This is a genomic window from Vibrio owensii CAIM 1854 = LMG 25443, from assembly GCF_000817815.1.
GTDB classification, from domain to species: domain Bacteria; phylum Pseudomonadota; class Gammaproteobacteria; order Enterobacterales; family Vibrionaceae; genus Vibrio; species Vibrio owensii.
On sequence record NZ_JPRD01000057.1, the window covers coordinates 86,501 to 109,634 of the forward strand.

The window sequence follows — 23,134 nt, forward strand, 5'->3', positions numbered from 1 at the left end:
TTCTGATTGCTATAACTAAATACTAACCTATTGATTGTAAGAAACAAAAAAACCAGCCATATTCGGCTGGTTTTTGAGATTTGTCTTAACAAACCGCAGTCTAAATAACGGAAAGATTAAGCGTTACCTTTCACTTGCATGTTCAACTGCTCAGCAAAATCTAGCATGCGGTTTAGTGGGATAAGTGATTTCACACGCAGCGCTTCATCAACGAAGATTTCGTGCTCTGCACCACCTTCATTCAGTGCTTTTTCAATCGCTTTAAGACCGTTCATCGCCATCCAAGGACAGTGTGCACAGCTGCGACATGTTGCGCCTGCGCCTGCCGTTGGTGCTTCAATCAATTCTTTCTCTGGCACTAGCTGCTGCATCTTGAAGAAGATGCCTTTGTCAGTCGCAACGATCATTTGTTGATGAGGAAGCTCTTTCGCTGCCTTAATTAGCTGACTCGTAGAACCAACCGCATCAGCTAGTTCAACCACACTCGCTGGAGACTCTGGGTGCACTAGGATTGCCGCGTCTGGGTAAACACTCTTCATCTTGCGTAGCGCATCTGCAGAGAACTCATCGTGAACCACACACTCACCTTGCCATAGCAACATGTCTGCGCCAGTTTTGTTTGCGATGTAAGAACCTAGGTGACGGTCAGGCCCCCAGATGATTGGCTTATCTTCTGCGTCTAGGTGTTCAACAATCTCTAGAGCGATGCTTGATGTAACTACCCAATCAGCGCGCGCTTTTACCGCTGCAGATGTGTTTGCGTAAACCACAACCGTGTGGTCTGGGTGCGCATCACAGAACTCGCTGAACTTATCCGCAGGGCAACCAAGATCAAGTGAACATTCTGCTTCTAGCGTTGGCATTAGAATGCGCTTTTCTGGTGTCAGGATCTTCGCAGACTCACCCATAAAGCGAACACCACCAATGATCAGCGTACTTGCTGGATGACGGTTACCAAACTTTGCCATTTCTAGCGAATCACCAACAAAACCGCCGGTCTCTTCAGCCAGAGCTTGGATCTCAGGATCGGTATAGTAGTGGGCGATAAGTACCGCGTCTTTTTCTTTAAGCAGCTTTTTGATTCGCTCGATGTAATCGGCTTTTTCTTCTTGGCTTAATGGGATTGGTTTTGGTGGGAATGGGTAAACTGTGTCGATTTTATCTAATATGTGGCTCATTGCTCTTGCTCTACGCAACTTCCTTTAATCCGAGTATTGTAACCTTGTTGATTTTCAAAAACCAACCCGTAACCGGAATTTATAGCAGTCTAGCCGTATATCTTTGTTGTAAGTAACAATTCTAATTGTTGTTCATGAACATTCGTTGCATGAATCATTCTTCTTTTAAAGTCGTAAAGCCAATGCAAAGAAAAAGGGAACCGAGGCTCCCTTTTTAATCATCTTGATATTGCTTAGGCGTCGTTACTTCAGCTTAGAGCTTGCAACTTTCGCCGAGGCGCTGCCTGGGTACTCGTCGACCACTTGCTGATAGTACTTCTTCGCTTGTGCGTCATTGTTGTTACGCTCAGCGATATCACCTAATTTAACCAACGCATCTGCACGCTTGTTGGAATCTTTGTAAGAAACCACGGCAGCAAAGCTCTTCACTGCATCTTTGTCCTGTTTCTTCGCGAAGTACAACTGACCTAGCCAGTAATGTGAGTTCGCTGAATATGTTGAATCAGGATAGTCCTTTTGGAACTGTTGGAATGCAGCAATCGCACCAGTGTAGTCGCGTTTTTTAAGGATTAAATCCACCGCGTCTTGGTAAGCCGTTTGTTCATCGGCATTCGATGTGTACTTACCGCCAGTTTCCGCTGGTTTGGTTTCTTTAACAGGTGCGGCTTTCATTTCGCCACGCACTCGATCAAGCTCCACAAATAACTCACGTTGACGCTTAAGCATTTGCTGCATCTCGTAGTTGTTGCGCTCTAATTGACCACGTAGATCACTGATCTCTTGTGCCATTTGGTCAACTTGCTCTTGCATTTGAAGCTGAACGCGGTTGCGGTTTTGCAACAAGCGCTCTAAACGCTCGATGTCGCTTTCGGAAGAAGATCGAGTAGATACTGATGATGTGCTGTTGAGATCTGATACTGGAGCTGGTGCAGCGAACGCGAAGTTCGCTGCACTTGCCAGTAACGTAAGCGTAACAGCGCGCTTAGTGTTACTGAACATGAGGTTTACCTCGAATTAGTATACTAGAACCGCACGACGGTTCTTAGCGTAAACATCTTCAGATTGACCTAGAAGAAGTGGCTTCTCTTCACCGTAGCTAACGATAGAGATTTGATCAGCTTGAACACCTAGTGCTTGTAGGTAGTTTGATACTGCTTCTGCACGACGCTCACCTAGAGCGATGTTGTACTCAGGAGTACCGCGCTCATCTGCGTGACCTTCGATCGTTACTTTAAGAGCAGGGTTCTTGCTAAGGTAAGAAGCGTGAGCCGCTAGCATCTCTTCGTAATCACCAGCAATTGTAGAGTTATCAAATGCGAAGTAGATTGTTTGAGTTTCACGTAGCGCTTGCTCTTTTAGCTCTTGCTCTGTTAGCTGGCTGTTTGGATCGATCGGAGTAACTACTGTAGTTTCTGCTGCACCAGTGTTTGTCTCAGCACCCGTGTTAGAAGCTGCGTCATCGCTTGAGCTACATGCTGTCATAGCCATCACAGGAATCGCGATTAGTAGCCCTTTTAGAACCTTGTTCAGTTGCATCTTATTTTCCTTTATTAATCAATTTTTCTTACTACAAAAACGGTGACCACGCGGGAGCTCTTACACGCCCATTAGTTGCCGGTAATCTAGCTTTAAATCGACCATCAATTGACACCATCGATAGTACGTTTTTCTTGTTGTAAATCGAGCTATAGATAACCATGCCACCATTTGGGGCAATGCTCGGAGACTCATCAAGCAACGTTTTTGTTAGCACCTGAAGAGCACCTGTTTCCAAATCTTGTTTGGCCAAGTTGAAACCCGAATCACTGCGATTCACCATGACTAGGAATCGGCCGTCAGGAGTGATTTGACCACCCAAGTTTTGACTGCCTTGCCAAGTCAAGCGATTAGTCGAACCGCTGCCCAAATCTACTTTATAAATCTGAGGTTTACCACCCCTGTCAGATGTGAAAATCAGCGATTTGCCATCAGGGTGCCAGTATGGTTCTGTATTATTTGATCTGCCACGCGTAATTTGTGTCAATTTGCGTGTTTTTAGATCCAAAGTGTAAACCTGAAGCGAACCAGTCTTAGAAAGCACAAGGGCTAACTGGCTGCCGTCCGGTGAGAATCTTGGCGCACCATTGTGACGAGGGTATGACGTGACCTTCTCGCGTTCACCGGTGTAGATGTTCATGATGAAGATCTCGGCCTGACCATTCTGGAAACTTACGTAAGCCAGTTTCTGACCATCTGGAGACCATGCCGGAGACATAAGCGGTTGCTTCGATTGAAGCACTAGGCGCTCGTTGTAGCCATCATAATCCGCCACACGAAGTTGGTAAGGGAAGTTATCTTTATCGTTCACCACCACGTAAGCGATACGTGTCATAAACGCACCACGCTCACCCGTTAGTTGCTCGTAGACAAGGTCAGAGATACGGTGCGCGTACTCACGCATGCGTGGACCTTCAACCGTTGCCACTTTGTTGAAGAGAACATGATCTTTAGAAAGTACTAGCTCGCCGTCGCCACCAAGTGCTTTGCTATTGCCGCCAGTCAATTGACCGCGAACAACGTCAACCAATTGGTAGTTCACAACGTAGTTGCCCTGCTCGTTCTTTTTGATTGAACCAGTAAGCAGTGCATCAACCCCAAGGCCTGTCCACGCATCAAAGTTAACCTCTGATTCATTGAATGGTGTTTGTGGCATCTTGCTGGTCGGTACCGGGCTGAACTTACCACTGCGTTGCAAGTCTGAAGCAATCACAGCAGAGATGTCCGTTGGAAGAGGTTCACTGCCTTCCCATTTAAATGGAACAACAGCAATTGGTCGTGCTGAATCAATACCATCGGTAATCACCAGCTCTAGTGCAGCATGAGCCACACTCGTTAGACTGCCAAGCAGTACAAACATTCCTAGTAAAAGGCGTTTAATCACGTCTCAGTTCCTTTTAGTCCAAAGCAACAGTTAAGTTGATGTCTTTCAATTTTTCGTTGACCGCTTCTTCTGACGATTTAGGGAAAGTCCCTACCTGCGCAATCGCACTCTTCGCAGCCGCACATACTCGGGCGTCGCCGTCTAATATGGTCACTCCAGCAACCATCATGTCTGTCCCTGTTGGGATCAGTTTGATGTTTACCCTACACTCCTTTCCCAGCAAGTAATCATCCTTAATCAGCCTTTGCTGAATGTTCTGAGTATAGATGGATGACATACGAGAAAGTTCATCGTCAATGAATTGGTTACGAGCCGCACTGTTTTGGCTTGCCTCACTTTCAAGGCCTGCAAAAATATCATCCAGTGCAGCTTCTTGCTCTTTACGCTCACGCTCTAATCGCTCAAGACGCTCTTTCTCTTGGCGTGCCTTTTCTGCGGCCTCTTTCGCTGCCTTTTCTTTCGCGATGCGTTCTTGCTCGGCTTTCGCAGCGGCTTCACGTTCACGACGCGCTTTCTCTTCTGCTTCTTTCGCAGCTTTCTCGCGCGCTACACGCTCTTGTTCCGCTTTTGCTGCGGCAGCTTCTTTAGCAATGCGTTGCTGCTCAGCTTTACGTACAGCCTCTTCTTTGGCTTTACGTTCTTTTTCTGCTTTTGCTGCACGTTCTTTTTCTTTACGAGTGCGTTCTTCCTCTGCCTTACGCTCTTGCTCTTTCTTCTTACGAGCAGCTTCGGCTTCGCGAGCGGCTTTGGCATCTTTCGCCTGTTGCTCTTTCAGTTTACGAATCTGTTCTTCTTCTGCTTTGCGATTTTTCTCAAGCTGCTCAGCTTCACGTCTCAACTTATCAAGACGGTCTTGCTCTTTCTTGGCCGCTTTTTCGCGTTGCTGACGAATCTCGTTCGCTTGTTTCTGAACAAGTTTTGGATCAATCACCACAGCCTGAACCATCTGGCCTGTCGGCTCTGGTTTCGACATAGTGAAGTCCGTCCCCCAAAGTAGAGCCACGACTAATAGCGCGTGCAAACCAACCGATATCGCTATCGGCTTGGTGTATTCTTTGGATTTTTTCTTGTTATCTTTCATAGATGTTCGATGTCTATTCCCTGATATCGGTCATCAGACCCACTTTTGGGATGCCTGCACGACTTAACTCGTCAAGCAAAAGTACAACGTCAGCGTATGGCGTTGCTGCATCACCACCTACCGCTACAGGTGAATCAGGTTTAATCTCACGCTCGGCTTTAACACGCACAATCACGTCTTGTAGTGATAGACCGCGTTGAACCTCTTCATCATTCACGCTTAAGCCTAAATTGCCGTCACGATCGATTTCAATGATGATGAAACTGCTATCTGTATCGCCAGCCAAGTCTTGCATAGATTCAGCCGTTGATGTCTGTGGAAGATCCACATCCACACCTTGAGTGACAAATGGAGCGGTCGCCATAAAAATGATCAGCAGAACCAGCATCACGTCGATGTATGGTACGACGTTGATCTCTGCGGTCATTTTACGCTTTTTAGGTTGGTAACCCGCCATGCTCTATTCCTTACTTGCGCTGTCTCGACCCGCCATCGCTTGACGGTGCAGGATGCTGTGGAATTCTTCAGAGAAAGTCGCGTAAATGTGTTCTAGCTTACTTACTTTGTTGCTAAGACGGTTGTATGCCATTACTGCAGGAATTGCAGCAAATAGACCCATTGCAGTTGCAATCAGGGCTTCTGCGATACCTGGCGCTACCATTGAAAGCGTTGCTTGCTTTACTTCACCCAAAGCGATGAACGCATGCATGATGCCCCAAACCGTACCAAACAGACCAATGTATGGGCTGATAGAACCGACCGTTGCAAGGAATGGCAAGCTGGTTTCCAGTTCATCAACTTCACGAGCAACAGCAACGCGCATTGCACGGCCAGTGCCTTCCATGATGTAAGCTGGCGAGTTTGCATTGCTCTTACGTAGACGAGCAAACTCGGTAAAACCTGCGTAGAAGATTTCTTCTGTACCTGTGATGTCGTCTTTACGACCTTTCACTTTCTGGTAAAGCTGAGAAAGGTCAGTACCCGACCAGAATTTGTCTTCGAATGACTCCGCATCTTTTGATGCTTGAGATAAGACTTTGCTGCGCTTAATGATCATAGCCCATGATGCGATTGACATGCCGAGCAGTGTCAACATCACAAGCTTTACCAACAGACTGGCCTGAAGAAAGAGATCTAAAATGGAAATATCAGCAGTCACTATTTGTTAGCTCCGAATTGATAAATGATGGAATCGCAATTGGCTTCATTTTCTTATTATCGATACATGCTACCTTAACCATTGCCTTGCAAAATGTTCTGCCTTCATCATTGACTAACTCTTGACAGAATTGCAAAGAAGCACGTTTTATTTCTGACACTCGGGTTAGAACGGTCAAATGCTCGTCCAGCCTTGCCCCTTGGTTGAAATCGATATCCATGTGTCGGACAACAAAGCCAATGTTTTGTTCCAGTAACACATGTTGAGAAACGCCTTTTGCACGCAACATCTCAGTGCGCGCGCGTTCAAAGAATTTTAAATAATTTGAGTGATATACAACGCCACCCGCATCCGTGTCTTCGTAATACACAGTGATCGGCCAGCGAAAGGGATTTGATGTGCCTTGCAAGGGAGTACCAATATATTCAATTCTTTAAAGCAATTACTATAACTGAAGCGGCAGTAATTGGTACTGAGGTAAGGGAATATTTTTGAAATTTGTAGAAAAAATAAAAGCCAGACAATCCGTCTGGCTTTTATTCGATGATTTAGTAACCGACTTTATTTCAGAGTGTAACGCTTACATGAAATACAGTGCAGTTAGATAAATTAAGATAGCGAGCGAGAAATAAGGACTGAACAGCACCTGCCAGTACCAATTTCTTGGCTTGAAGCCCACGCCATATACCATGCTTGAGCACACTGCCCAAATCAGCGCTGGTGCGATAAACGCATTAAAGCCACCAATTTCTCGATGGTATGCGTTCGGATCCCACATCACTAATCCTACATGCATAAAGCCAAGGATTAAGGCCAAGACTCTTAGTAGAGTCTTGTCCATTGGTGCGTGAAGTTTCGCTACCTTGTCAGCGAGATTACTCACTGTCTTTATCCATCATTTCTGAGTGCTCTAACCAAAGAGCGTTGATGATACCGAATGCACAAGCAAGTAGTACACCTAGAATCCATGCGAAATACCACATAGTAATAGCTCCTTAGTATAGTGAGTTTTTGTTTTCTTCGATGAACTGGTCATCCAAGCGGCCAAACATCTTGTAGTAAGTCCAAGACGTGTAAGCAAGGATGATAGGAACCATAACAAACGCTACGCCTGTCATTAGGTTCAGAGTCAGTTCAGATGAAGTTGCATCCCACATTGTCAGACTTTGGCTTGGCATTAGGTCTGAAGGCATTACAAATGGGAACATTGCGATACCAGCAGTAAAGATAACACCAGCGTTACCTAGGCTTGACGTTAGGAACGCGATACCACACTTCTCTAGGCGAGATGCCAATACAGCTAGAAGCGGCATAGCAACACCTAGTACAGGTGCAGCCCATAGTAGTGGGTAAGCTTCGAAGTTGTTCATCCACGCACCAGCTTCACGGATAACCTCTTTGTTTAGAGGGTTAGAAGCCGCTGCAGTGTCGATGCCACCTACGATAACGTAGCCTTCGATACTTTGGATCCAGAAACCAGCAACCACAAATGCAACCACTGTTAGTAGGCCAGTGAGCTGAGCTACGTTACGAGCACGAGTATGTACTTCGCCAGTTGTCTTCATTTGAAGCCATGTTGCACCTTGCATCAGGATCATGAACAAGCTTACTAGACCACATAGCAGAGCAAATGGGTTTAGTAGACCAAAGAATGAACCGTGGTACGTTGGCATTAGGAATTCGTTCAACTGGAATGGAACGCCTTGTAGAAGGTTACCAAACGCTACACCAAAGATGATTGGTGGAACGAAGCCACTGATTGAGATACAGATATCCCAAGTGTTACGCCATTTTTTATCTTCAATCTTTGAACGGTAATCAAGACCGATTGGACGTAGCCAAAGTGCCGCTAGGGTTAGGATCATCGCTAGGTAGAAACCAGAGAACGATGTCGCGTAAACCAAAGGCCATGCTGCGAACAATGCACCACCAGCAGTGATAAGCCAAACTTGGTTACCATCCCAGTGAGGTGCGATGGAGTTAATCATCACACGACGTTGTGTGTCGTTTTTACCGATAATAGGTACAAGCGCGCCCACACCCATATCGAAACCGTCTGTAATTGCAAAACCAACTAGTAGAACACCGATCAGTACCCACCAGATGAATCGCAAGATTTCGTAATCAAACATCTTGTTGTCTCCTTGTCTTACGCTTCTACTTGGCGACTAACTTTGTCTTCAACAGAGTCAGCGTTTTGCTCGAAGTGGTAGCGACCAGTTTTCAGGCTGCTTGGACCTTTACGAGCGAACTTAACCATTAGGTATACTTCTGCAATTAGGAATGCAGTGTATAGCGCTAGGATTGCAAATAGTGAAGTCCAGATTTCACCTGCTGTTAGTGCTGATGCAGCAACGTGTACCGGTAGGATTTCACCTACAGCCCACGGTTGACGACCGTATTCAGCAACGAACCAACCTGCTTCGATCGCAATCCATGGAAGTGGAATGCTGAATAGTGCAGCTTTAAGAATCCAAGGTTTCTGTTCGATCTTCTGACGACATGTTTGGATGAATGACGCACCAAATACGAATAGCATAATGAAGCCACACGCAACCATGATACGGAACGACCAGAATAACGGCCATACTGTTGGGATTGAGTCATCCGCAGCGGCTTGGATTTGGTCTTCAGTCGCATCAACAACGTTGTCTGTGTAACGTTTTAGAAGTAGGCCGTAACCTAGGTCACCTTTCACTTCGTCAAACGCAGTCATGTTTGCTTCAGACTTGTCGCCTGCTCGCAGTTTTTCAAGCAATTCGTACGCGTACATACCAGTACGGATACGGTCAACGTGCTCTTCACGTAGATCGTGTAGACCTGTTACTTGCTCGTCAAATGAACGTGTCGCGATGATACCCATAACGTAAGGGATCTTGATTGCGTAATCGGTGTTCATTGTTTCTTGGTTTGGTAAACCGAACAGTGTGAACGCCGCTGGTGCTGGTTCTGTGTGCCATTCAGCTTCTACTGCTGCTAGCTTCACTTTTTGAACTTCACCAAGCTCGTAACCAGATTCGTCACCTAGCACGATAGTAGACAGGATTGCTGCCATACCGAAAGAAGCTGCGATAGCAAACGAACGACGAGCGAACGCCACATCACGACCTTTCAATAGGTAGTAAGAACTGATGCCTAGAACGAACATTGCACCACACGTGTAACCAGATGCTACTGTGTGTACAAATTTAACTTGCGCTACAGGGTTAAGTACAACGTCTGCAAAGCTCACCATTTCCATACGCATGGTTTCGAAGTTGAATTCTGCGCCAACTGGGTTTTGCATCCAGCCGTTCGCGATAAGAATCCAAAGTGCAGAGAAGTTAGAACCCAGAGCAACCAACCAGGTTACCGCTAAGTGTTGACGTTTTGATAGACGATCCCACCCGAAGAAGAATAGACCAACAAAAGTTGACTCCAGGAAGAAAGCAACCAGTGCTTCGATCGCCAGTGGTGCACCGAAGATGTCACCTACATAGTGGGAGTAGTAAGACCAGTTCGTACCAAACTGGAACTCCATGGTAAGGCCGGTAGCCACACCAAGTGCAAAGTTAATACCGAACAGCTTACCCCAGAACTTGGTCATGTCCTTGTAGATTTGCTTGTTCGTCATTACGTACATCGATTCCATAATGGCCAAAAGGAAGGCCATACCAAGAGTCAATGGTACGAATAGGAAGTGATACATCGCTGTCAGTGCAAACTGCAACCGCGACAGATCAACTACGTCAATCATGGTAACTCCTATGTGTCGGCTGAATGACACTCTCTACATATTGCAATCCATACACAAGTGTTATTCACACTTGAAAAATGTTGAATTATCACAACGCTTTGTTGCAAAAATGTGCTTCATTGGTTAGTTAATTGTTAAGCATCAGCTAATATAGCTGGGTCTAATATTACTTGTAAAAACAGTTTGTTTCAAAAGGTTTATGGCGAGAAACCGCTTTGATATACATCAATCTTTATGCGCTGATTTTGCACAAAAATCCATCACATTGATCCAGATCAATCGATATTCGATGAGTATGTTAATAGAGAGTAATCAGGAGAGAAAATAATCAGTTAGGCAAGAACATAGAGTTAACAATCTATAAGTTTCTATTACCTATTTAGTATTAGAAGAGATTTAATAAATGAGAGGTTGGTCAACATTGGTGAAACGCTGAGCGCTAAGCGCCCAGCGATGGAATCTTACTTTTCAATTCCGAAATGCAGATAAGCGCGATCTGTGGCAATTCTACCACGGGGAGTGCGTTGCAAGTAGCCTTGTTGGATTAGATATGGCTCAAGAACGTCTTCAATGGTGTCTTTCTCTTCACCAATCGCGGCTGCCATGTTGTCTAAACCGACAGGTCCACCACCAAATTTCTCCATGATCGCAAGCAACAGCTTACGGTCCATGTAATCAAAGCCTTCTGCATCCACATCAAGCATGTTCAGCGCTTTGTCTGCTGTATCAGCACATATATGACCATTACCTTTCACTTCGGCATAGTCACGAACACGGCGCAATAGTCGGTTAGCAATACGTGGTGTACCACGAGCACGGCGAGCGACTTCCAATGCACCTTCTGATTCCATCGACAAGCCCAAGCAATCGGCACTGCGCTGAACGATATCTTGCAGGTCTTTTACTTTATAGTACTCAAGGCGCTGCGTAATACCGAAACGGTCACGAAGTGGCGAAGTCAGAGAACCTGCACGCGTCGTTGCACCGATCAAAGTGAAAGGTGGCAAATCAATTTTGATAGAGCGTGCTGCAGGACCTTCACCAATCATGATGTCCAACTGGTAATCCTCCATTGCTGGATACAACACCTCTTCAACCATCGGGCTTAAGCGGTGAATCTCATCAATGAACAGCACATCGTTTTCTTCTAAATTGGTCAGCAGCGCCGCCAAGTCTCCTGCTTTCTCAAGCACTGGGCCAGAAGTGGTTCGAATGTTCACTTCCATCTCATTGGCGACGATATTCGCAAGCGTGGTTTTACCCAAGCCCGGAGGACCAAAAATCAAAAGGTGGTCAAGCGCTTCATTTCGCAATTGAGCAGCTTTGATGAAAATCTCCATCTGATCACGAACGTGATCCTGACCTTGGTAATCTGCCAGTTTCTTAGGACGAATCGCACGGTCGATGACATCTTCATCACGAAACGAAGGATTTTCTGGAGCGATTAAACGATCGGCTTCAATCATATTGTTCCCTTGGGCTTTCCGTTACACCATTGATTTTAGTGCTTCACGGATCAGTTGCTCACTGGTCATATCCGGTTTAGCGATCTGAGAAACCACTTTCGACGCTTGAGTCGGCTTGTAACCTAGAGCTAGAAGCGCACTGATTGCCTCCTCTTCAGCGTTGCTGGATGTCGAACCAGAATCCGCAGGAGCAGCATCGGTAAACGGCGTAAATAGATCGCCAGCGCCCCACCCTTTCAAACGGTCTTTCATTTCTACAACTAGGCGTTCAGCTGTCTTCTTACCAACACCCGGTAGCTTCACAAGCGTTGAAATGTCTTCACGCTCAACGCAAGAAACGAATTGGCTCGCTGTCATACCAGAAAGGATACCCAGACCTAGCTTAGGACCAACACCGTTCGCTTTGATCACTTCACGGAAAAGTGCACGCTCTTTGACTGTGTTGAAACCGTAAAGCAATTGCGCGTCTTCACGCACAACAAAGTGAGTATAAATAATGGCTTCTTCGCCGACATTTGGCAGTTCGTAGAAACAGCTCATTGGCATCTGAACTTCATAACCAATGCCATTAACTTCAATTAAAACTTCAGGTGGTTGCTTTTCAAGCAGAGTGCCGCGAAGACGTCCAATCACTATAAATACTCTTTGGAAATGAATTTGCGACAGGATAATAAAGAACTGGATAGACATCCAGTCCTTTATTCGGTGGGGTTAGATTTTTGAGACAACTTGATCAAGCTGTTGAGTCAGATTGCGCACCGCGACCACTTGCCCGTTCAGCTCGTTGCCGTATTGCGCGACAGTTTCTGCAATGGTTTTGGTGTTCACTACGCCGTTAGCAACTTCACTGCTGGCTTCATCCAACTCTTTTAATGCCGTCATTTGCGTTGCCATGATGCCAGACAGACTCTGCACATCATGAGAGATGGTGGTAACTTGCTGAATGATGGTGTTCATTCGCTCTGTACTAGACGTCACAACGCTTTGACCATGCTTCACTTCTTGCTCACTGCGATCAAGCAAGTTACGAATTTCCACTGCCGACTGACTACTCTTAGCCGAAAGCTCTCGAACTTGGTCCGCAACGACCGCAAAACCTCTGCCCTGCTCACCCGCTCTCGCCGCTTCAATAGCGGCATTCAGCGCCAGCAAGTTGGTTTGTTCCGCAACCGACGTAATTAAGTCCGCCACTTTCATGATGTCTTCATGGCTGGTAATGATCTGGCAGATCGCTTGGGTAGAGTCCTCCAATAATTCCGAGCTTTTCTCAGCTTGTTGATGAACGTCTTCACTCTTCTCACGCAGCTCTTCGACAAACTTGCTGGACTCTTCAATCCCAGTCGCCATGTGATGCACTTGCTGACTCATTTGCTCGGCTGCGCTGGCTTGGGATTCACTGTTTACATTAAGGGCATTCACTTGAGCATCCAATTGCGATGATTGCTCATCCAGCACTTGCGAGACTTGTTTAAGCTCACTTGAGTTTTGATTGGCTTGCTCAAGCACCTCCGCCAAATGCAGCTCCCCCTCTGTCGCCTTTTGCGCCACCAACTCACTCTCAGCCTTGGCTTGCTCTGCACTTTCAATCGCAATATCTCGCTGCTTGGCAATAAAAGCTTGTGCAATACAAATAACCACCAGCGGTAACACAGTCCCTGACCATATCTCCACGCGCTGCGCAGATTCAGACAACACGAACTGGGGAAAACCAAAACCTGACACATGTTGATACGTCATTACCGCAGAAAGCGCTATTACTAACGCGCTCCAAGAGATCGCCATGATACGAGTGCCAGATAAAAAGAAAGCGACGACTAACAAAGGCACCCAGTAAGTTTGGGTAGAATCGACCACACCACCACTTTGATAGATGATGTTGAGCGCATGCACTGACATGCCAACAAAACCAAGATTGAGCGACAATGCTGGTTGTTTGAACCATCTCAGGCTAAAGGCGGATATCAGTTCGAGTGCGATTAACAGTACTGAAGTAAAAATTAAGCTTTCATGTCCATGCTTGGACCATTTGATCAGGCTGTAGATCCCGACGAGAAAAGCGATGAAGGTAAATAGAAAGAGGATGTCTGCTTGACGTTGTTGTGTTCTTGTCCATTGAGTTTGGCGCGGCATAAATGCACTGCGCCACAGCGTGGCTGGATTCATGTTCAATCTTCCTTGATTGATTTCTTATTAGACCTCTGACCACTATAGTTTTGTAGCATTTTCTTAACAAATCTAATCCCTAAATCTGTCTGAGATGTCTCATTTTTAATACGAGAACACGCCTAACGGTAACGACCTTTTCTTGCACTGGTTGCTTTGCCTGCGAGCGCCACCAGCGTCTTATTCGTGTTAGCGTGACAAATAGCAACACCCAGCGCATCGGCAGCATCGGCTTGAGGTTTAGCGGGCAATTTAAGCATGTGTTGAACCATATGCTGAACCTGTACTTTGTCTGCGCCACCTGTACCTGTTACCGCTTGTTTAATAAGACGAGCCGCGTACTCATGCACCGGAAGATCCGCATTCACAGCTGCCACAATTGCGCTACCACGCGCCTGCCCTAGCTTTAGTGCAGAATCGGCATTCTTCGCCATAAACACTTGTTCGATGGCAAATACATCCGGTTGAAACTGGGTGATGATTTCCGTCACGCCTGCGTAGATTTGCTTGAGACGACCTGGCAGCTCTTTTTCTGAAGTGCGAATACATCCGCTGCCTAGATATTGCAAATGACGACCTTGCTGGCGAATCACGCCATAACCGGTAATACGAGAGCCTGGGTCAATGCCCAAAATAATTGACATGAAGAGTCCTAATCAATAACTCACTGTAAGTATTAGAATATATGTCATTAAAACAAAAACTCCCGCAGTTGCGGGAGTTTTTTCTTTAATTGTTGTGCGCTTATTCTGCGTCTTTTTCTTTCGCAACTGTCACTGCAATCGCTAGCTCTTCTAGAGCTGCTGGGTTTGCAAGGCTTGGAGCGTCTGTTAGTAGACACGCCGCCGCAGTTGTTTTAGGGAACGCGATAACATCACGGATGTTCTCTGTACCACATAGCAGCATCATTAGACGGTCTAAACCGAATGCAAGACCTGCGTGTGGAGGCGTACCGAATTTTAGCGCGTCCAGTAGGAAGCCGAATTTCAGTTGTTGCTCTTCTGCATCGATACCTAGGATATCGAATACCGCTGCTTGCATTTCTGCGTTGTGGATACGTACAGAACCACCGCCTACTTCGTAGCCGTTTAGAACCATGTCGTATGCGTTTGAGTTCGCTACTGCTGGGTTCGCTTTTAGCTCTTCCGCAGTCACACCTAGAGGTGATGTGAATGGGTGGTGCATCGCGTGTAGGTTACCTTCGTCGTCTTCTTCGAACATTGGGAAGTCAACAACCCATAGCGGAGCCCAAGTGCCTTCTTTAGTTAGACCTAGGTCTTTACCAAGCTTAAGACGAAGTGCACCTAGTGCTTCAGCAACGATGCTAGCTTTGTCTGCGCCAAATAGGATGATGTCGCCAGATTCCGCTTGAGTGCGATCTAGGATACCGTTGATCACGTCTTCGCTTAGGAATTTAGCTACAGGAGACTGGATACCTTCCATGCCTGCTGCACGGTCGTTAACCTTCATCCATGCTAGACCTTTCGCACCGTAGATACCTACGAATTCTGCGTAGCCGTCAATTTGCTTACGAGTAAGCTCAGCACCACCTGGAACACGGATAACTGCAACGCGACCTTTCTCGTCGTTTGCTGGACCAGAGAATACTTTGAACTCAACGTCTTTTACTAGGTCAGCAACATCTACTAGCTCTAGTGGGTTACGTAGGTCTGGCTTGTCAGAACCGAAACGACGAATCGCTTCGCTGAACGGCATTACTGGGAATTCACCTAGATCAACGTTCAGTAGCTCTTGCCACATTTCACGAACCATTTTCTCAGTCGTTGCACGAACTTGATCAGCCGTCATGAATGACGTTTCGATATCGATCTGAGTGAATTCTGGTTGACGGTCAGCACGCAAGTCTTCATCACGGAAACACTTAACGATTTGGTAGTAACGGTCAAAACCAGACATCATTAGAAGCTGTTTGAATAGCTGTGGAGACTGAGGAAGCGCGTAGAAGCTGCCTTTGTGAACACGGCTAGGTACTAGGTAGTCACGAGCGCCTTCTGGTGTCGCTTTTGTTAGTACTGGTGTTTCGATATCTAGGAAGCCGTTGTCATCTAGGAAACGACGAACAAAGCTAGACGCTTTAGCACGTAGCTTGATGCGGTCGCTCATTTCTGGACGACGTAGATCTAGGTAACGGTATTTCAGACGTTGCTCTTCAGAGTTCTTTTGGTTGAAGTCTAGAGGCAGAACGTCGCTGCGGTTGATGATTTCAAGACCTGTTGCAAGGATCTCAACTTCACCTGTTGCCATGTCTTTGTTTACTTGGCTTTCTGGACGAACGCGAACTTCACCAGTTAGCTTGATACAGAATTCATTACGAAGTGTGTTAGCCACTTCATACGCATCTGCCATATCTGGATCAACAACTACCTGAACGATACCTTCGCGATCTCGCATATCGATAAAAATAAGACCGCCTAAATCACGACGACGGTTAACCCAGCCGCAAAGTTCTACAGTTTGTCCTGCAAGGGACTTGTTCAGGTGACCACAGTAATGGGTACGCATAATGAAATTCCCAATCTCTCAAATATTGTTAACTACGCTCTGTCAGCCTCATTGCCGAGCAGAGTAAAGATCCATTTATACGCTGAAAGCCTATGAAAATCGACTACTCAACATACAATTAAGTGTGTTTTATCATTCATTGGTGGTTTTTAGTACAACAAATGTTCAAAAGCGCACCAAAGCGAAAAAATTGGTGGGGATTATAGCGTGAAATTACCCATTTCAGCAAAACTCTCGTAAAGTGGGCTCAGGAAAAAACGTAAAGCAGAGATATGGATAATTTACCCCTTCGACTTGGATTGACCATGTGGTCGCACAACCAGTGGCAACAAAGCTTTTATGGCAGTGGCACAAAACCCGCAGAGCGACTCGAAAAATACGCGCAGGTGTTCCATACCGTAGAAGGCAACACCACCTTTTATGCCACACCGACGCTCAACACGGTGCAAAACTGGAAAGCCGCGACTCACGACGATTTCAAATTCACCTTTAAGTTGCCAAAAGCCATTACTCACGAACAGATGCTCAGAGGTTGCGACGAGCAGTTACGTGACTTTATGACGATCATGGAACCGCTTCATGAACGTGTTGGACAATGGACGATTCAGCTCCCTGCGGCATTTGGTCCAGAACACCTCGATAGATTAAAGAAGTTCTGTGCCAGCTTTCCGCCGAATTTCCCGCTTGGGGTGGAAGTTCGTCACATGGCGTTTTTCTCCAAAGGTGAAGAAGAACGTGCGTTGAATCAGTGGTTGTTAGAGAGCGGCATCGACCGCATTATTATGGACAGCCGCCCTGTATTCGCCGCGCAGCCGATAACAGAAGCAGTGATCGATGCCCACCAGAAAAAGCCTCGCGTTCCGGTTCATGCAATCGCAACCGCCAAACACCCGATGATTCGTTTTATCGGTCATCCAGACATGGACGACAACCTGCGCTTTTTCGAACCTTGGTTGAACAAGCTGCCGATGTGGATTGAACAAGGCATTCAACCGTACTTGATGATTCACACACCAGATAACGTCTTAGCACCAGAACTGGCTGAAAAGCTATATAAGCAGCTACAACTTAAGCTCTCACTGCCAAATTTGTCTGTATTTCCTGCCAACGATGGCAACTCGCAAATACAAATGTTTTAGACAAGCTTATAATTAAGCAAATGACAGAGGCGCGAATTTCCCATAAAATACGCGCCTTTTTTGATGCCTGACATTTCAGGCGGCTTGTATGCAGAGATTTGGTTATGAACCCTAAGAGCAATCCAGATACTATTTTTTCGGCTCCAATCGATAAAATTGGGGATTTCACGTTCGATGAACGCGTAGCGGAAGTTTTCCCTGACATGATTCAGCGATCGGTGCCGGGTTACAGCAACATCATTTCTGCAATTGGTATGCTGGCAGAGCGTTTTGTTAAGCCTCACTCAAACATCTACGATCTTGGTTGTTCTTTGGGTGCTGCTACGCTGTCTATGCGTCGTCATATCAAACAAGAAGGTTGCCAAATCATTGCCGTGGACAACTCTCCTGCGATGGTTGAACGCTGTAAGCTTCACGTCAACGCGTACCGCAGTGATACACCAGTTGATGTCGTCGAAGCGGACATTCGTAATATCGAAATCGAAAACGCATCTGTAGTGGTATTGAACTTCACTCTGCAGTTCCTTTCTCCAGAAGACCGCTATGCTCTACTAGAGAAAATCTACGCAGGTCTGCGCCCAGGCGGCATTTTGATTCTGTCTGAAAAGTTCGTGTTTGAAGATGAAGTATCTAACGAGCTGTTGATTGACCTTCACCACGACTTTAAACGTGCAAATGGCTACAGCGAACTTGAGATCAGCCAAAAGCGCAGCGCAATTGAAAACGTGATGCGCCCAGATTCGAAGAAAGATCATAAAGAGCGTTTCGCAGAAATTGGTTTCTCAAGCTACGACGTTTGGTTCCAGTGCTTTAACTTCGGTTCGATGTTCGCGATTAAATAGCGAGAAGCGAGAAGCGAGAAAGTCTTAACGTTTCGCATTTAGTGTCAATTTTTTAATTTATTACTCAGTGAAAAACTATGTTTAATTTTGCTAATTTTTATCAGTTAATCGCTCAAGACACTCGTCTTCAGCCGTGGCTAAACGTATTACCTCAACAGTTAACAGATTGGCAAAACGCTGAGCACGGTGACTTTGGTCGCTGGCTGAAAGCGCTGAACAAGATCCCACAAGGTGCACCAAACCAAGTGGACATCAAAAACTCAGTAACCATCAGCAACGATACGCCTTTCCATGAAGGTGAGCTGAAAAAGCTAGAAAGCCTACTGCGTACATTCCACCCATGGCGTAAAGGTCCATACACAGTGCACGGTATTCATATCGATACTGAATGGCGCAGTGACTGGAAATGGGATCGCGTTCTTCCGCACATCTCGCCACTAAAAAACCGCAGCGTGCTCGATGTTGGTTGTGGTAACGGCTACCATATGTGGCGCATGCTGGGTGAAGGTGCACGCCTAACGGTTGGTATCGACCCTTCTCATCTGTTCCTAATTCAGTTCGAAGCGATTCGTAAGTTAATGGGCGATGACCAACGTGCTCACCTTCTTCCATTAGGTATTGAACAACTACCAAAGTTAGAAGCATTCGACACTGTATTTAGTATGGGCGTGCTTTACCACCGTCGCTCTCCACTGGATCACTTGGTGCAGCTAAAAGACCAGTTAGTATCAGGTGGCGAGCTTGTTCTAGAGACACTCGTTATCGAAGGCGATGAGAACGCGGTATTGGTTCCGACGTCTCGCTACGCGCAAATGCGTAACGTGTACTTCTTCCCGTCAGCGAAAGCACTGAAAGTATGGCTAGAATTGGTTGGCTTTAAAGATGTGCGTATTGTAGATGAGAACGTAACGTCTGTAGATGAGCAGCGTACGACCGACTGGATGACGCACAATTCACTGCCGGATTACCTAGATCCAAACGACCCAAGCAAAACGGTAGAAGGCTACCCTGCACCTCGCCGTGCGGTGCTTGTCGCAACCAAGCCATAATTAACTGAGATTTCTGACATTGTCTTAACCCACTCCCTCCATTAAGACATTAACCTCTCTTCAAATCTAATTAAGGATGCGTCTTGCGTCCTTAATTTTTTGGCTTTTCGTCACTATTCCTCATTCTGTAAGAGTCTGAAGCAGATTCTTGCTTGTGAGCCTTTGGCGATAACGCTAAACTCTTAAAAAACAAACAACTTACTCCAATCCCAAGGTTTTCAATGTTTATACGATTGACTCCGGTTGTTGCCATCGCCTTACTATCTGGATGTACTTTGACCAAAGGCGAACAGTACCACCAAGAAACGTTAGCTGCTATTCAGGCTTCAGAAACGAATTTCAATACTCGCGTTACCAACTTAGAGCTTCAACTTAGTAACCAGTCGGATTACATCGAAAGTTTGGAAGACCAAGTGGATAAGTTAAATGGCGAACTCAATACCTTCCGTAAAGAAGCAATGGACGAAGTGAGAAAGCCTAAAGAACCTATCATTGTTCAAGCTCCTGCTCCCGTTCAAGCAACTCCTACCCATGACATTGTCCTTGGCTCAATTGAGCGAGTGACGATCGATTCAATCAAACAAACGTTCGACGCTCGCGTAGATACCGGCGCGGCAACATCTTCACTGAACGCTGTTGATATCGAAGAATTCGAGAGAAATGGCAAAAACTGGGTGCGTTTCCACCTAGCTGATAATACCAAGTCAGATGAAGAGAAAGATATTTGGATTGAAGCACCAATTATTCGCTACGTGAAAATCCGTCAAGCAACCAATGAAGAACTAGAGCGTCGTGCTGTAGTTGAACTTTGGGTGCGCGTAGGAAAAATTCATGAAAAAGCGCAATTTACGTTGGCAGATCGCTCTCAAATGAACCATCCTGTGTTACTAGGAAGAGAATTTATGCGCGACATCGCACTCGTCGATGTGAGTCGTAAATATATTCAAACGGAAGAAGATAAAAAATAATAAGGTAGATTATGACGTCAAGAATACCGTTTTACCTGTCAATCATCCTTTTGGTGGTTGCGGGCATCGCTTTGAGTGTTTTCAGACATCAGAATTACGGCGTTCCATGGACTCCAGGTGAAACGCGTCAAGTTTGGGATGTTGAAGCCCGCATTGAGTTCAATGCAAATGGCGGTGAAGTTAAAGCTTCTCTCGCTGCTCCTCATACACAAAAAGGCTACACCTTAATCGGTGAGTCGGCGTCATCTCCTGGTTATGGTGTTTCTTACGTAAACTCTGATTCAGGTCGTCGTGCTGAATGGTCTATCCGCCAAGCAACTGGCGCACAAACCATTTACTACAAAGCCCAATTCTTGGTTGATCCACAAGCAAAAGTGGATGAACAGCCACCAACCGGTGAAATTGCCAAACCAACCCTTTCAGCACCTCAACAAGCGGCAGCAAATGCGTTGATTGAGCGTGCAATGAGCCGTTCAGCAGACAATGAGACATTCGCTCGTGAGCTGATCAAAACACTGAACGATCCAGATAGCCAAAACGCAGCACTGATTCTAAATGACTTTGATCGTACCGATGCTCTGCACAAAATTCTGCTTACCGCTGGCGTACAGAGTAAGACCGTTGGCGTTATCGAGCTGGAAGATGGACGTCGCCGTCAAACGATTCAACCTATGGTTCAAGTTTGGTCTGGCGATAAGTGGGTACTCTTCTCACCAAACTCTGAGCAAGCTGCAGCGCAGCCTAACCTGCTTGTTTGGGATGAATCGAATGTTTCCCTACTTGACCTAGTGGGCGGCAAAAACAGCCAAGTTCACTTCTCTATGATCAAGCAGGAGCTCACACCGCAAGAAGCAACCAACAACAAAGTGGAAGCTGACGGTCTATTGAACCTGTCCATCCACAGCCTACCTCTTGAAGAGCAGGCGATGTTTAAGACCATCATGCTGATTCCAATTGGTGCTCTTATTGTTGTATTCCTGCGCGTTATCATCGGTCTTAAGACATCCGGTACCTTCATGCCAGTTCTTATTGCGGTTGCCTTTGTACAAACGCAACTTGTAACAGGTATCGTCGGCTTCCTACTGATTGTCGGTACGGGTCTGATCATCCGAAGTTACTTATCGAGGCTAAACTTACTTCTGGTCGCAAGGATATCCGCGGTTATCATCACAGTAATCATGATCATCTCTGTGTTTACCGTTGTGGCATTCAAGATTGGTCTGACTGAGGGTCTAACCATTACCTTCTTCCCAATGATCATCTTGTCATGGACGATCGAACGTATGTCGATTCTATGGGAAGAAGAAGGCGCGAAAGAAGTTGCCCTTCAAGGTGGTGGCTCACTACTGACCGCGGTACTGGTTTACTTGGCAATGACCAACACCTACATCCAGCACCTAACGTTTAACTTTATCGGCCTACAGCTCATTGTACTGGCAGGTATTCTACTACTAGGTACATACACGGGTTACCGTCTAACTGAGCTACGTCGCTTTAAACCACTAGCGGAGGACTAAACGATGTTTGAACGTTTTACTTCGCCAGCAAAACTCCGCCATAAAGGCATTATGGGGATGAACAAGCGTAACCACAGTTACATTGGTCGTTACAATGATCGTTCTAAATACCCTTTGGTGGATGACAAGCTCAAAACCAAAATTATCGCTGAAGCAGCAGGTGCGACTGTGCCTGCTCTTATTGGCGTGATCGCCAGCCAAGCTGAAGTGAAAAAGATTCACAAGATGGTTGAGAACTGGCCCGGTTTTGTAATCAAGCCAGCTCAAGGCAGTGGTGGTAAAGGTATCTTGGTTATCACTTCGCACAAAGATGGCGTATATACAAAGCCATCGGGTGCTACCTGCAATAAAGAAGAAGTTGAGCGTCACATCAGTAACGCACTTGCGGGTCTTTTCTCCCTTGGTGGTAAGAACGATGTAGCTGTGGTTGAGAACTTAATTAAGTTTGATGACTGCTTCGACGGCTTCAGTTACGAAGGTGTGCCAGACGTACGTATTATCGTATTTAAGGGCTACCCTGTTATGGCGATGATGCGTTGCTCTACAGCAGCATCGGATGGTAAGGCTAACCTTCACCAAGGCGCGGTAGGTGTCGGTATCGACATTGCTACTGGTAAAGCCATTCGCGCGGTGCAATTTGACCAACCAGTGACTCATCACCCAGATACGGGTAAAGATCTGTCGACACTGCAAGTGCCTCATTGGGAGCGCTTGTTAGAGCTTGCGTCCAGTGCTTGGGAAATGACAGGTCTAGGTTACATGGGCACCGACATGGTATTGGACAAAGAAGAAGGTCCAATGGTGCTTGAACTGAATGCACGTCCTGGCCTAGCGATTCAGATCGCAAACGGTGCAGGTTTGCTGCCTCGTTTAAAACACATAGAAAACCTTGGTATGCCTGCCGAGTATCCAAAACCGAAAGAGCGCGTAGCCTACGCCGCTGAACAGTTTGGTTCTAAATCTCAGTTCTAATCTCCTAGCTAGCAGCCATTTCTCTGGTTGCTAGCTTTCTTTTCATATTTGAGCGCTATCGCTCTCTTCTTAAGTAATTCATCGTTTTTATCACTGCAATCGATGATCCAGCTAACAAAATACACATCGATCGTTTCTTTTTTCTGCTGATTTTTGATTTTATATTTTCTCCCCCTTACTCAACTCAAGAGGTTGGGCGATGCTAACAAAAGAAACTAATAACAATGATACTCCGCTTGTTGAACAAGAGAACTTTGACCAGCACTTACAACGTTTGTCGGAAATCTCTGTCCAAGCACTTGATGAGCTTGCTGAAATGATCGAAAAAGGAAACGACCTTTCAGAAGAATAGGACTTACCTTTTCACATTTAAGCGCCTGCTAAAAAAGCCGAGACTGTTGCCCTACAGCTCGGCTTATTT

The 23,134-nt window shown here is 46.1% G+C and carries 24 protein-coding genes; 7 read left to right on the forward strand and 17 right to left on the reverse strand.

The genetic code is table 11. The features are described from left to right. Positions 1 to 116: 116 nt before the first annotated feature. The 17 genes from nadA to aspS all read right to left on the reverse strand — a co-directional run bounded on the left by nadA (position 117) and on the right by aspS (position 16,226). Positions 117 to 1,178, reverse strand: a complete 1,062-nt coding sequence (gene nadA, locus H735_RS25725; RefSeq protein WP_005441719.1) for a quinolinate synthase NadA — start codon at positions 1,176 to 1,178, stop codon at positions 117 to 119. A gap of 243 nt (positions 1,179 to 1,421) precedes the next feature. Continuing rightward, positions 1,422 to 2,177 (reverse strand): tol-pal system protein YbgF, encoded by a 756-nt coding sequence (ybgF, locus tag H735_RS25730; protein ID WP_020195628.1) that lies wholly within the window; start codon positions 2,175 to 2,177, stop codon positions 1,422 to 1,424. A 15-nt stretch (positions 2,178 to 2,192) separates the two neighbouring features. Further along, positions 2,193 to 2,714, reverse strand: a complete 522-nt coding sequence (gene pal / locus H735_RS25735; RefSeq protein ID WP_005441714.1) for a peptidoglycan-associated lipoprotein Pal — start codon at positions 2,712 to 2,714, stop codon at positions 2,193 to 2,195. A gap of 31 nt (positions 2,715 to 2,745) precedes the next feature. Next, complete coding sequence (gene tolB, locus H735_RS25740; RefSeq protein ID WP_005441711.1) at positions 2,746 to 4,098, reverse strand: Tol-Pal system beta propeller repeat protein TolB; 1,353 nt, start codon at positions 4,096 to 4,098, stop codon at positions 2,746 to 2,748. Between the two features lie 13 nt (positions 4,099 to 4,111). After that, entirely contained in the window at positions 4,112 to 5,179 is a 1,068-nt protein-coding gene (tolA, locus tag H735_RS25745; protein WP_020195626.1) for a cell envelope integrity protein TolA, read from the reverse strand. Between the two features lie 13 nt (positions 5,180 to 5,192). Further along, positions 5,193 to 5,636: a protein TolR gene (tolR, locus tag H735_RS25750; RefSeq protein WP_005441707.1), complete on the reverse strand. Its 444-nt coding sequence runs from the start codon at positions 5,634 to 5,636 to the stop codon at positions 5,193 to 5,195. A 3-nt stretch (positions 5,637 to 5,639) separates the two neighbouring features. Further along, positions 5,640 to 6,338: a protein TolQ gene (tolQ, locus tag H735_RS25755; RefSeq protein WP_020195625.1), complete on the reverse strand. Its 699-nt coding sequence runs from the start codon at positions 6,336 to 6,338 to the stop codon at positions 5,640 to 5,642. After that, positions 6,328 to 6,747 (reverse strand): tol-pal system-associated acyl-CoA thioesterase, encoded by a 420-nt coding sequence (gene ybgC, locus H735_RS25760; RefSeq protein WP_027726648.1) that lies wholly within the window; start codon positions 6,745 to 6,747, stop codon positions 6,328 to 6,330. Before ybgC ends, tolQ begins: the two co-directional genes overlap by 11 nt. Positions 6,748 to 6,918: 171 nt before the next feature. After that, complete coding sequence (gene ybgE, locus H735_RS25765) at positions 6,919 to 7,221, reverse strand: cyd operon protein YbgE (protein WP_017188312.1); 303 nt, start codon at positions 7,219 to 7,221, stop codon at positions 6,919 to 6,921. Further along, positions 7,214 to 7,321 carry a cytochrome bd-I oxidase subunit CydX gene (gene cydX, locus H735_RS30500; protein ID WP_000270284.1) on the reverse strand — a complete coding sequence of 36 codons (108 nt, stop codon included), beginning with the start codon at positions 7,319 to 7,321 and terminating at the stop codon, positions 7,214 to 7,216. Before cydX ends, ybgE begins: the two co-directional genes overlap by 8 nt. A gap of 12 nt (positions 7,322 to 7,333) precedes the next feature. Continuing rightward, complete coding sequence (cydB, locus tag H735_RS25775; protein ID WP_005441699.1) at positions 7,334 to 8,470, reverse strand: cytochrome d ubiquinol oxidase subunit II; 1,137 nt, start codon at positions 8,468 to 8,470, stop codon at positions 7,334 to 7,336. 17 nt (positions 8,471 to 8,487) lie between these two features. Further along, positions 8,488 to 10,074, reverse strand: coding sequence for a cytochrome ubiquinol oxidase subunit I (gene cydA, locus H735_RS25780; protein WP_005441697.1), 1,587 nt, complete (start codon positions 10,072 to 10,074; stop codon positions 8,488 to 8,490). Positions 10,075 to 10,535: 461 nt separating this feature from the next. Then, a complete protein-coding gene (gene ruvB, locus H735_RS25785; protein WP_009698277.1) occupies positions 10,536 to 11,540 on the reverse strand; it encodes a Holliday junction branch migration DNA helicase RuvB in 1,005 nt (334 codons plus the stop codon). Between the two features lie 21 nt (positions 11,541 to 11,561). Beyond that, positions 11,562 to 12,173 carry a Holliday junction branch migration protein RuvA gene (gene ruvA / locus H735_RS25790; protein ID WP_005450335.1) on the reverse strand — a complete coding sequence of 204 codons (612 nt, stop codon included), beginning with the start codon at positions 12,171 to 12,173 and terminating at the stop codon, positions 11,562 to 11,564. A 78-nt stretch (positions 12,174 to 12,251) separates the two neighbouring features. Next, on the reverse strand, positions 12,252 to 13,703 hold the full coding sequence (locus tag H735_RS25795) for a methyl-accepting chemotaxis protein (RefSeq protein ID WP_020195623.1): 1,452 nt from the start codon (positions 13,701 to 13,703) through the stop codon (positions 12,252 to 12,254). A gap of 122 nt (positions 13,704 to 13,825) precedes the next feature. Continuing rightward, the gene (gene ruvC, locus H735_RS25800; protein WP_005426231.1) at positions 13,826 to 14,347 is read right to left on the reverse strand and encodes a crossover junction endodeoxyribonuclease RuvC; all 522 of its coding nucleotides are present in this window, start codon (positions 14,345 to 14,347) and stop codon (positions 13,826 to 13,828) included. Between the two features lie 100 nt (positions 14,348 to 14,447). After that, the gene (gene aspS, locus H735_RS25805) at positions 14,448 to 16,226 is read right to left on the reverse strand and encodes an aspartate--tRNA ligase (RefSeq protein WP_020195622.1); all 1,779 of its coding nucleotides are present in this window, start codon (positions 16,224 to 16,226) and stop codon (positions 14,448 to 14,450) included. Positions 16,227 to 16,498: 272 nt separating this feature from the next. On the opposite strand from aspS, the gene H735_RS25810 reads away from it, so the two are divergent. The 7 genes from H735_RS25810 to H735_RS31485 all read left to right on the forward strand — a co-directional run bounded on the left by H735_RS25810 (position 16,499) and on the right by H735_RS31485 (position 23,065). Further along, positions 16,499 to 17,365 (forward strand): DUF72 domain-containing protein, encoded by an 867-nt coding sequence (locus H735_RS25810; RefSeq protein WP_027726647.1) that lies wholly within the window; start codon positions 16,499 to 16,501, stop codon positions 17,363 to 17,365. 104 nt (positions 17,366 to 17,469) lie between these two features. Next, the gene (gene cmoA / locus H735_RS25815; protein ID WP_005426299.1) at positions 17,470 to 18,207 is read left to right on the forward strand and encodes a carboxy-S-adenosyl-L-methionine synthase CmoA; all 738 of its coding nucleotides are present in this window, start codon (positions 17,470 to 17,472) and stop codon (positions 18,205 to 18,207) included. A 77-nt stretch (positions 18,208 to 18,284) separates the two neighbouring features. After that, complete coding sequence (gene cmoB / locus H735_RS25820) at positions 18,285 to 19,256, forward strand: tRNA 5-methoxyuridine(34)/uridine 5-oxyacetic acid(34) synthase CmoB (protein WP_005450339.1); 972 nt, start codon at positions 18,285 to 18,287, stop codon at positions 19,254 to 19,256. 221 nt (positions 19,257 to 19,477) lie between these two features. Beyond that, the gene (locus H735_RS25825) at positions 19,478 to 20,224 is read left to right on the forward strand and encodes an ATP-dependent zinc protease family protein (protein WP_005450340.1); all 747 of its coding nucleotides are present in this window, start codon (positions 19,478 to 19,480) and stop codon (positions 20,222 to 20,224) included. 11 nt (positions 20,225 to 20,235) lie between these two features. Further along, positions 20,236 to 21,741: an inactive transglutaminase family protein gene (locus H735_RS25830; RefSeq protein WP_005450341.1), complete on the forward strand. Its 1,506-nt coding sequence runs from the start codon at positions 20,236 to 20,238 to the stop codon at positions 21,739 to 21,741. 3 nt (positions 21,742 to 21,744) lie between these two features. Further along, positions 21,745 to 22,713, forward strand: coding sequence for an alpha-L-glutamate ligase-like protein (locus H735_RS25835; protein WP_020198057.1), 969 nt, complete (start codon positions 21,745 to 21,747; stop codon positions 22,711 to 22,713). A gap of 199 nt (positions 22,714 to 22,912) precedes the next feature. After that, positions 22,913 to 23,065 (forward strand): hypothetical protein, encoded by a 153-nt coding sequence (locus tag H735_RS31485; protein WP_009707089.1) that lies wholly within the window; start codon positions 22,913 to 22,915, stop codon positions 23,063 to 23,065. Positions 23,066 to 23,134 lie beyond the last annotated feature (69 nt).

Coding starts and splice junctions, on each gene's coding strand:
- aspS (WP_020195622.1), bottom strand. CDS start 16,226: ATGCGTACCCATTACTGTGGTCACCTGAACAAGTCCCTTGCAGGACAA.
- cydA (WP_005441697.1), bottom strand. CDS start 10,074: ATGATTGACGTAGTTGATCTGTCGCGGTTGCAGTTTGCACTGACAGCG.
- ruvC (WP_005426231.1), bottom strand. CDS start 14,347: ATGTCAATTATTTTGGGCATTGACCCAGGCTCTCGTATTACCGGTTAT.
- H735_RS25835 (WP_020198057.1), top strand. CDS start 21,745: ATGTTTGAACGTTTTACTTCGCCAGCAAAACTCCGCCATAAAGGCATT.
- tolA (WP_020195626.1), bottom strand. CDS start 5,179: ATGAAAGATAACAAGAAAAAATCCAAAGAATACACCAAGCCGATAGCG.
- H735_RS31485 (WP_009707089.1), top strand. CDS start 22,913: ATGCTAACAAAAGAAACTAATAACAATGATACTCCGCTTGTTGAACAA.
- H735_RS25830 (WP_005450341.1), top strand. CDS start 20,236: ATGACGTCAAGAATACCGTTTTACCTGTCAATCATCCTTTTGGTGGTT.
- cmoA (WP_005426299.1), top strand. CDS start 17,470: ATGAACCCTAAGAGCAATCCAGATACTATTTTTTCGGCTCCAATCGAT.
- ruvB (WP_009698277.1), bottom strand. CDS start 11,540: ATGATTGAAGCCGATCGTTTAATCGCTCCAGAAAATCCTTCGTTTCGT.
- H735_RS25795 (WP_020195623.1), bottom strand. CDS start 13,703: ATGAATCCAGCCACGCTGTGGCGCAGTGCATTTATGCCGCGCCAAACT.
- H735_RS25825 (WP_005450340.1), top strand. CDS start 19,478: ATGTTTATACGATTGACTCCGGTTGTTGCCATCGCCTTACTATCTGGA.
- cydX (WP_000270284.1), bottom strand. CDS start 7,321: ATGTGGTATTTCGCATGGATTCTAGGTGTACTACTTGCTTGTGCATTC.
- nadA (WP_005441719.1), bottom strand. CDS start 1,178: ATGAGCCACATATTAGATAAAATCGACACAGTTTACCCATTCCCACCA.
- ybgF (WP_020195628.1), bottom strand. CDS start 2,177: ATGTTCAGTAACACTAAGCGCGCTGTTACGCTTACGTTACTGGCAAGT.
- tolR (WP_005441707.1), bottom strand. CDS start 5,636: ATGGCGGGTTACCAACCTAAAAAGCGTAAAATGACCGCAGAGATCAAC.
- pal (WP_005441714.1), bottom strand. CDS start 2,714: ATGCAACTGAACAAGGTTCTAAAAGGGCTACTAATCGCGATTCCTGTG.
- cydB (WP_005441699.1), bottom strand. CDS start 8,470: ATGTTTGATTACGAAATCTTGCGATTCATCTGGTGGGTACTGATCGGT.
- cmoB (WP_005450339.1), top strand. CDS start 18,285: ATGTTTAATTTTGCTAATTTTTATCAGTTAATCGCTCAAGACACTCGT.
- H735_RS25810 (WP_027726647.1), top strand. CDS start 16,499: ATGGATAATTTACCCCTTCGACTTGGATTGACCATGTGGTCGCACAAC.